This window comes from Endozoicomonas sp. ONNA1, assembly GCF_024606325.1.
Classification (GTDB): Bacteria; Pseudomonadota; Gammaproteobacteria; order Pseudomonadales; family Endozoicomonadaceae; genus Endozoicomonas_A.
The window spans coordinates 1-9227 of the sequence record NZ_JAHHPN010000657.1; the positions used below are offsets into that span (position 1 = coordinate 1).

General features: G+C 48.0%; 6 protein-coding genes. 4 read left to right on the plus strand and 2 right to left on the minus strand.

Annotation, left to right across the window (positions count from 1 at the left end; translation table 11 throughout):
- The first annotated feature begins 187 nt into the window (after nt 1–187).
- The 3 genes from KDK19_RS15535 to rep all read left to right on the plus strand — a co-directional run bounded on the left by KDK19_RS15535 (nt 188) and on the right by rep (nt 4742).
- A complete protein-coding gene (locus KDK19_RS15535) occupies nt 188–1057 on the plus strand; it encodes a hypothetical protein (RefSeq protein WP_257274745.1) in 870 nt (289 codons plus the stop codon).
- 326 nt (nt 1058–1383) lie between these two features.
- Nucleotides 1384–2589, plus strand: coding sequence for a hypothetical protein (locus KDK19_RS15540; protein ID WP_257292305.1), 1206 nt, complete (start codon nt 1384–1386; stop codon nt 2587–2589).
- A 140-nt stretch (nt 2590–2729) separates the two neighbouring features.
- Nucleotides 2730–4742: a DNA helicase Rep gene (gene rep / locus KDK19_RS15545; protein ID WP_257274747.1), complete on the plus strand. Its 2013-nt coding sequence runs from the start codon at nt 2730–2732 to the stop codon at nt 4740–4742.
- A gap of 406 nt (nt 4743–5148) precedes the next feature.
- On the opposite strand, the gene KDK19_RS15550 is transcribed toward rep, so the two are convergent.
- Complete coding sequence (locus tag KDK19_RS15550; RefSeq protein ID WP_257274748.1) at nt 5149–5388, minus strand: hypothetical protein; 240 nt, start codon at nt 5386–5388, stop codon at nt 5149–5151.
- 102 nt (nt 5389–5490) lie between these two features.
- Nucleotides 5491–5787: a hypothetical protein gene (locus tag KDK19_RS15555; RefSeq protein ID WP_257292306.1), complete on the minus strand. Its 297-nt coding sequence runs from the start codon at nt 5785–5787 to the stop codon at nt 5491–5493.
- A gap of 55 nt (nt 5788–5842) precedes the next feature.
- Here KDK19_RS15555 and KDK19_RS15560 point away from each other — a divergent pair.
- The coding region (locus KDK19_RS15560) for a WD40 repeat domain-containing protein (RefSeq protein ID WP_257292307.1) at nt 5843–9227 on the plus strand (3385 nt) is incomplete at its 3' end.

The window sequence follows — 9227 nt, forward strand, 5'->3', positions numbered from 1 at the left end:
CCAATTTATTGCAACCGCAGTAGGACAGCCTTAAGTCCGACAGGCTGCTAGGGAGTAAGGATGATGGATCGTATAAGCATAAAACCCGCTAAAACGACCTCTGACAGGCTATTTATATCGGGCGGTTGTCGTTCTTTGTATCCTTGTCTATAACTGTACTTGACCTTCTAACAAGAGTGAATGTCTGATGTTATTCAACTCACTGAAAAAAACAGGGTTAATAGCCCTGTTTTTGGTCTCTGTTTTTTCTCTTCAGACACAGGCTGAGAATGATTTTAAACTCGAATACCGAAGGCCACCCAGCATGCTTCCCGAGGATATCAGCAAGTTGAAGCCAACGGTTTTGTTATGTTTCGTCAGAAATGTTGAAAATGATGACAACGCATCCGACGACCCCGGCAGATCTAAAGAGAGTAAGGAGTATATTGGTCATGTCACTACGATAACATCAGAAAAATCCAGCATACATATCTGCAGATATCATGCAAATGGTTCTGTGCAAGAAGAGTTCACAAACTATGATTGGCTGGACGCAGGTTTCTATGAGATTGATGGTTTCATGCATTTCCATACAACAAAAGTCACTCTCCCGGGTTCAAAAAACTATTATTACGTTATGAGAGCGCCTGAAAATGATTCTAAGGATAACGAACCAATATGTGCATTGGTCGACAAACAAGAAGGTAAAATATCCTTTGGTTATGAGCAAAACGACAGTGGTAATATGATATGTGGAAAGCGGGATCTCGTCAAAGCTGTTTATGATCACACTTACGAAAGAATAAACTGCGCAAAAAGACCATGCGCAAAAGGACCACAAGACCACAGCTCAGCATGTATTAAATCAGGTGGTGCGCCGGCTTCATGTCCTTCCGATGCGGTCACCACCCATTGTCACAATTGTAGTGGCAGTGGCTGTGGCGCCTTCGAATGCTCAGCATTTACACACTGGGATCCATGCCCGGACGACACCTTTTGCGGTTATGAAACGTGCGTAGGTGGACTATGTGACGAAAAACCATGGTGCAGGCCTACAACACTAAATGACGAGCTGTAAATAATCCCTGATTCTGTTAGGGCATGATGACTGCCTGACGTTAATGATTAAAAAGCTTCGGGAAGTCATCATCATTTATCTACAGTCTATTCGGACAAATAGACAAAACGTTGCGGGTGCGTTGTTGTGAGCACAGGTATTTTTTTCTGAGCAGCAGGACGCCTCCTCTAATCCTTTCTACCATGTGTTTTCAGATCGTTAAGGGGAGTCTGAGCTGCACTGATGCGCAGCGCCTGAACATAGATGATGTGCTACCATGAGTTGCCGATTGATAATAATGGATGGGACAGAGTGTTTCTGTCCAGTAGTAAATCAGGTAACAAACCATGCTTTCCTTTCGTCTATTCGCAAGAACTTTTTTTACTCTTGCACTTGCATATACAGTAATGAATGCTAAAGCAGATGATGATCTGGTTGATAGCATCACCGAGTATATCGTTACTATTGATGAACTATACGATGAAATTCTCGTCACACATCGGCAAGGAGATAATTGTCATCTTATTATTTCACATACTCTTGGCCCATCAATTAATCAACAGCCACCACAGCCAAGTGCAGCAATTATCTTCCCTGAAACTTTTTATCGTCAAAACCCACTTTACGATGTTGAACTCTGGCCACCTTCTTTCTCTTTAGCTCCGGATCGTTTGTTCTCTCCTTCTTCAGGTGAAGGGGTCATGACTTATGACGCTCTTCAAATGCTTACACACGAGAATTTAATTCAAATGACAACTGAGTCTGACGAACGACCTGGTTTCGCAATCGCTCTCCCGATAGGGCCTATTGAAATTGAAAGCCAGAATCAGTTATACGTGATTGATCCCATTCTTTATAGTCCAATAGTCACTACTTGCGGAAGCACTGCTTCATCCAGCATTGAAAATGAACCAGCATCCGGAAAACAACCAGCATCCGACAGAAGCACCAACAAGCAAACCTCACGATCAAAACTGAAAAGAAAAGCGCCTCATGCAAACACATTAGCTGAGGCCACCCCACGACCGTCACTTGCAGAAGAAGGGCCCTCCACTGCCGCTGCTTCTGAAAGTACCGCTGCGGGTGAGCAGGATCAGTACCAATTTCATATCACAGGACATATTAATCTGGGCATCGAAGCCCCACGTACACCAAGAGCAAAGAATAACAGGAAGAGAAAAAAAACGGTTACTGTTCCAGTAACAATGCTTGTCAGCACCAACACTGCAGAAGGCACAGTCGAGATAGACTCTCTTTCATCCAGAAACTCAAAATATGCAATTAATATATCTCGCAAACCGTCTCAAGCCAGCTCGTCAGTAGCGGATAAAAGCCTCCAGATAGTCTGGCAGATAATACAGAGGCGGGCAATTCAAAGGATTCTTGGAGAGGTTGCGGGCCCACAAATTTATTGTGTTAGACAGGTAACAGGAACCCCACCACCTCCAGAGGCCAAAACAATAGAGGTGATTCCAAAAATAAAATTACAGGTAAGCGAGGAAATTGATTCCATCAGCTCTGTAGCTAATATGCACATAGAATCCGACCCCTGACTTCCAGTAGGGCTATATGGTCCGCCCCGTTTTGCAAGAGCCTGTCTCTTCTCATTAGCCTCAATAGCAACCCGTGTTAAGAAGTTGGACACCAATTGGTGATATACTGGCTCTCTTAGCTCCAGACATCAAAGCAAACCGTGCACAGACTCAACGACCGACAGGCCGAAGCCGTAAAGTATATTGATACCCCCTTGCTGGTTCTCGCCGGTGCAGGCAGTGGCAAGACCAGTGTTATCACCACCAAGATTGCTTACCTGATTCAGGAATGTGGTATCAATGCCCGCAATATCATTGCCGTGACCTTCACCAATAAGGCAGCACGGGAAATGAAAGAGCGTGTTGGCAGGCTGGTCAAGGGCAGAACCTCCCACGGTTTGACGGTTTCAACTTTTCACAACCTCGGGCTTAACCTGATCCGCAAGGAGTGCAAGACGTTGGGTTACAAGCCGGGCTTTTCCATTTTTGATGCCCAGGATGCCCATGCCCTGATAGGCGAATTGATGCAGCGGGAAATAGGATCAGACGAAGAGAGTGTTGATGCCGTTCAGCACATAATTTCCAACTGGAAGAATGACCTGATCCTGCCACCACAGGCCATGGCCAACGCCCGTCAGCCCAACGAGCAACTCGCCGCCAGAGTTTATGAACACTATAACCGCACATTAAAAGCCTTTAATGCGGTTGATTTTGATGACTTGATTCTGCAACCGGTCATGCTGTTTCGTGAGCATCCGGAGGTTCTGGAGCGCTGGCAAAACAAAACTCACTATGTGCTGGTCGATGAATATCAGGATACCAATGGTGCCCAGTATGAATTGATCAGCCGACTGGTTGGAGACCGTGGCAAACTCACCGTGGTCGGTGACGACGATCAGTCTATTTACGCCTGGCGCGGTGCCCGCCCTGAAAATCTGGCCCTGCTCAAGGACGATTATCCTGCCCTGAGGGTCATCAAGCTCGAGCAGAATTACCGCTCCACCAGCCGTATCCTGAAAGCTGCCAATACCCTGATTGCTAATAACCCCCACGTGTTCGAAAAAACACTCTGGAGTGAGCTGGGTATGGGAGAGATCATTCGGGTCATTCGATGCCGTAATGACGAAATGGAATGTGAACGCATCGCTACCGAGATCCTGACCCAGAAGCTGAAGAACGGTACTAACTGGAAAGATTATGCCGTGCTGTATCGGGGCAACTTCCAGTCTCGCTTGCTGGAAATGAAGCTTCAGCATCATCAAATTCCTTACCACATCAATGGCGGCACCTCATTTTTCGCCCGGGCAGAAGTCAAGGATATGATGGCTTATCTCAGACTGCTGGTGAATCAGGATGATGACAACGCCTTCCTGCGAGTTGTTAACGTCCCCCGTCGTGAGATAGGCCCGGCTACTTTAGAAAAGCTGGGCAATTACGCCGGTACTCACAACCTGAGCCTTTACGCGGCTTCACAGGAAATGGGCCTTCAGGAAGAGCTGTCTCCCAAGTATGTAGAGAAGCTGCGCAGTTTTACCCAGTGGCTGGACTCTGTATCCCGCCGCTGCCAGACTGATGAAGACCCGATTGCCGCTATCCGTGAAATGATTGACGACTGCGGCTATGAAAACTGGCTGATGCAAACCACAGCAACGCCAGTAGGGGCGGAGAAACGCATGGGCAATGTTGGGTTCCTGATCGACTCACTCCAGCAGACTCTGGAACGAGGTGACGAAGACTCTACGGTAGAAGACGCCATCGCCAGACTGATTCTCAGGGACATGATGGAACGTCAGGAAGAGCAAGAAGATAACGACAAGGTACAGTTATTAACGCTCCATGCCTCCAAGGGACTTGAGTACCCATATGTTTTCATGATGGGCATGGAAGAGGATCTTCTGCCCCACCGAACCAGCATTGAAGAAGACAACATTGAAGAAGAACGACGTCTGACTTACGTTGGCATCACCCGTGCCAGAAAGACTTTGACCATGACACTGGCAGGGCAGCGAAAGCAGTACGGTGAAATCATTGATACTACACCCAGTCGTTTTCTGGACGAACTGCCGCAGGAAGACCTGGAGTTTACAGGCTTTGGCGAGAAAGCCAGTAAGGAACAAAATACTCTGACCGGTAATGCGGCGCTGGCCATGTTACGCAGTCGGTTGAGCGACTGAATAGCCATCCTTCTATTGGCAGACGGGCTGTCCTGCGATGAAGCGGCCCATCTCAAAAACCATTCGGATTTTTCCTCTGCCAGTTTCAGGCACCCCTGACCCTCTCATCGAGCTGCAACAGAGCTCCCACCCGCTTTTTTAATGGGTAGACCGGATAACAAGAGCGGCTGCCATGTTTCTGCATGATGGCTCTTTATAGTCTATATATACGAACACGAATACGAGTAATTCTCATCATTGTTTTTCGCGGTACGCACTCAATGAACAACAGCCCGATGAAAGATCAGTATCGGAAAAGCCCACCTATCTGCACAAAGTCGCCTTTACTATTATTGTCACTTGTCGTTTTTTTTCCAAATTGGAACAGTTGGGCCAGCACTATTAAGCTGGACAATAATCATTTCAATCAATACCTGAACACCAACCACCCGGTCAAAAATACGGCTACTTTAGCCCTTACTTCACCCAGTCCGGTGTCACCTCCAGAAGTTTCATTTGCTATCCCATCAACATCAGCACAGCCATCAACCAGTGCATTGAAAGCTACTTCTGTAACACGTACTTCAACCACTTCGGTATCACCGTCGGTCATTTCATCCGCTGCCCCATCATCAACAGCACAGCCTTTAAGCAGCGAATTGACCACTCATTCTGTTGTACGTACTTCATCCAGTTCGGTGTTACCTTCGGAAGTTACATCGGCTGCCCTATCGTCATCAGCACAGCCATCGACCAGCGAATTGACCACTCATTCTGTGGAACTTACTTCATCCAGTTCGGTGCCACCTTCTGAAGTTTCATCCGCTGCCTCATCGTCATCAGCACAGCCTTCAACCAGCGAATTGAGCACTAATTCTGTAGCCCGAAATTCAGCCAGTTCGGTATCACCGTCAGTAGTTTCATCTGCTGTCATATCGTCATCAGCACAGCCTTTAACCAGCAAAGAGACCACGGCTTCTTTAGCCCATACTTCATCCAGCCTTGTGTCACTTCCAGACACTTCGTCCGCTGTCCCGGCATCATCAGCACAGCCTTCAGTCAGCAAAGTGACCACGGCTCCTTTAGCCCGCACTTTATCGAGTTCGGTGTCACCTTCGGAAATGTCAACCGCTGTCCTGGCGTCATCAGCACAGCCTTCAAGCAGCAGGGCCAGAACTATTCAGCTGGACAATAATAATTTCAATCATTATCTGAATCCCGACCACCCAGTCGAAGGTCACTATGAGTTAATCGGCAATATTGACCTGCAATTAGCTGACTGGAAACCTGTCGGCAATGCCTCCAAACCATTCTCTGTCACTCTGCTTGGCAACGGCCACATTATTTCCGGCCTCAAAGTTTCAACATTTGCAGATAATGCTCCCTCGGGCTTGTTTGGGTCATTGGAGAACAGCACCATCAGGCAGATCCTGCTTAACCGGCCAAGAGTGACCAGTACCGGAAACAAGAGTCCAACTGGTGCACTTGCAGGAGAGTTGAAAGGCAGCAGGGTTGAAGAGGTTTTCAATTTTGACGGAACCATCCAAACGAGCGGTTTTCACAGTCATGGCGGAGGTATAGCGGGCAGTGTTTCTGATAGCATCGTACACAATAGCCTGAACAACGGCACCGTTTTTATAACCGGTTCCGCCAGCAAAGGCGGTATCGCTGGATTGGCCGATCAGTCGTCGTCTATTTCAAATAACCTGAATACCGGAAAAATAAGCTCCAGGAATTCAGATTACTCACCTGCCGGTGGCATTGTCGGAACACTGAGAAGCAAGAGTGTTGCTAACAGTAACACAAATACCGGCGAGGTGACGGTTAGACATACCGAAAGCTCCGGAGGGATTGCAGGAGAAGCAGAAGCAGTCAGGATCTTGCATAACCTGAACACCGGAAGAATAGCTTCCGAGTATCTGAATGGCACTAGCCGGAGAGCTGGACGCAGTGGTGGAATAGTAGGAAAGGCCTTCAGGCAAACACTGGTCAGCAAAAACCTCAACACAGGCAACATATTTTCAAATTATTATGATACACACGCCGGTGGAATAGCAGGGCAAGTGATCAACGCTGCTGTCGTTCAAAATGTCAATGTCGGAACTGTCACTACTCGCGGTCAAAGAGGACATGCTGGAGGTATTGCCGGACAGGCCGAGGGTGGGAGCACTCATGATAACCTCAATGCCGGAGCCATCATAACGGAAAGTATGAGGGCTGATCTCGGTGGTATTTCCGGGGCGGCCACTCTCTCGGCCTCAGTTTACAACAATGTTAATACGGGTTCAGTTAAAGCTCAGGCTGCCCATAGCTACATGAGCGGAGCAGTGGGAAGAGTCGCAGGGGAAGGTCGTATTGAGAAAAACCTGGATACTTTCACAAAGTATCAACCGACTGATGGGAGTGATGATGGGCGCAATACAGGCATCATAAGACTATCCAATAGCGATCTCAAATCAAATCTGAACGGTTTAAACAGCACGCTCTGGAATGCCGGCGATACATCGCAGCTGCCGATGCTCAGAGGCATTAACACTCCCTATCGTGAACTTGTTCGAATAAATGGCACCAAACAGGTAAATAACCAGCTTCCCACCGTACTGAACGAGTTTGCAGACCCCGGTGGTGCCGCAAACGCCACCTCTTTCAATCGTACTGTCTGGAACGGTCGGAATGGCTACTTACCTTTTCCAAAAGTGTTCTTCGAACCACCCATATTACTGATCGGAATTGATTGCATGCAAGGAGGATTTGACTGCGGCAAAAGAACACCTCCTCAATTGATCCATGAAATTGAAATAGATCCAGACAGGTTGCCAAAGTATACGGTTCCAACACCCGATGGCCCTGATCTGACAAGACATTGTTCGCCGCATAGGATTTATAGTATTTCATGGAATAGGAACGATGCGCACATAGCGTTGGCAATAACTTCCGGTCCATATCCACAAACCAGAGAGTGTCGATTTGCAGGGGCCGTACAAATCTTTGGCATGGATGCTTCGGGGAATTTCGAACTCTTGTACACCATGAAAGATCCGAAAATCGGGGTATGGAGCCTTGACTATAATCACGATGGCAGCCGGTTAGCAGTTGGCAGTTATGACCGTAATGTCTGGGTTTACAACGTGCTGGACGGATACACTCTGGAGCATGTCCTAGACGATAGTACAAAATGGGTACGGATCGTCAAGTACAACCACGATGGCACCCTGCTGGCGGCCGGCTCAAGTGATGGCAAGGTCAGAATTTATAACGGGATGTATCCGGGCATCCCCCTGTACACCCTGACCGCACCAAACGGGATACGGAGCCTTGACTACAACCGCGACGACACCCGGCTGGCCACCGTAGGGAATGATGCCAAGGTCAGGATTTATAATGGGAGAATCCCGACCTCGCCCCTGCAAACTCTGTCCGATCCAGAAGGCCATATATGGGCCGTTGTCTACAACCATAACAGCACCCAGATAGCAGCCGGTGGGAATGATCATAAGGTTTGGATTTATAACGGTACGAATCCGACCTCCCCCCTGCACGTCCTGTACGGTGCAACAAGCTCGATTCTGTGTATCGACTATAGTCGCGACGACACTCAGCTGGCAGCCGGGGGGTTTGATTATAAGGTCAGAATTTATGAAGTCAGGAATTCATCTAACCTCCTGTACATCCTACCCGACTCGAAAAACACTGTCCGGAGCGTTAAATACAGCCACAATGGCAAATGGCTGGCAGCAGGGGGAGATGATCAACGTCTGAGAATTTATAAGATCGATACTTCATCGTCGTCTACACAGCCAGCAACCGACGAATTGACTACCGCTTCCGTTCACCCTACTTTGCTCAGTTCGGAGTCACCATCAGAAGCTTCATCTGCTGTGCCATCGTCATCGGTACAGCCGACAACCAGCGGGGCCAGAACAATTCAGCTAGACAATAATAATTTCAATCAATATCTGAATGCCGAACACCCAGTCGAAGGACGCTATGAGTTAACCGGTGATATTGACCTGCGATCAGTTGACTGGAAACCCGTCGGCAATATTTCCAAACCATTCTCTGTCACTCTGCTTGGCAACGGTCACGTTATTTCCGGCCTCAAAGTTTCAACATCTGCAGATAATACTCCCTCAGGCTTGTTCGGGTCATTGCAGTACAGCACCATCAGACAGGTCCTGTTACAACAGCCAAAAGTGATCAGTACCGGAGACAACAGCCCGACCGGTGCGCTTGTAGGAGAGTTGAAAGGCAGTAAAATTGAAGAGGTAGTCAATTCTGCCGGAAGCATCCAAACAGGCGGTCTTCACAGTCATGGCGGAGGTATAGCGGGCAGTGTTTCTGACAGTGTCATACGCGATAGTGTGAACACCGGCACTGTTTTTACAACCGGATCCGCCAGCAAAAGCGGTATCGCTGGATTGGCCGTTCAATCATCGTCTATTTCAAATAATCTGAATACCGGAAAAATAAGCTCCAGAGATTCATATAACTCACCTGCCGGTGGCA

Coding starts and splice junctions, on each gene's coding strand:
- KDK19_RS15535 (WP_257274745.1), top strand. CDS start 188: ATGTTATTCAACTCACTGAAAAAAACAGGGTTAATAGCCCTGTTTTTG.
- KDK19_RS15540 (WP_257292305.1), top strand. CDS start 1,384: ATGCTTTCCTTTCGTCTATTCGCAAGAACTTTTTTTACTCTTGCACTT.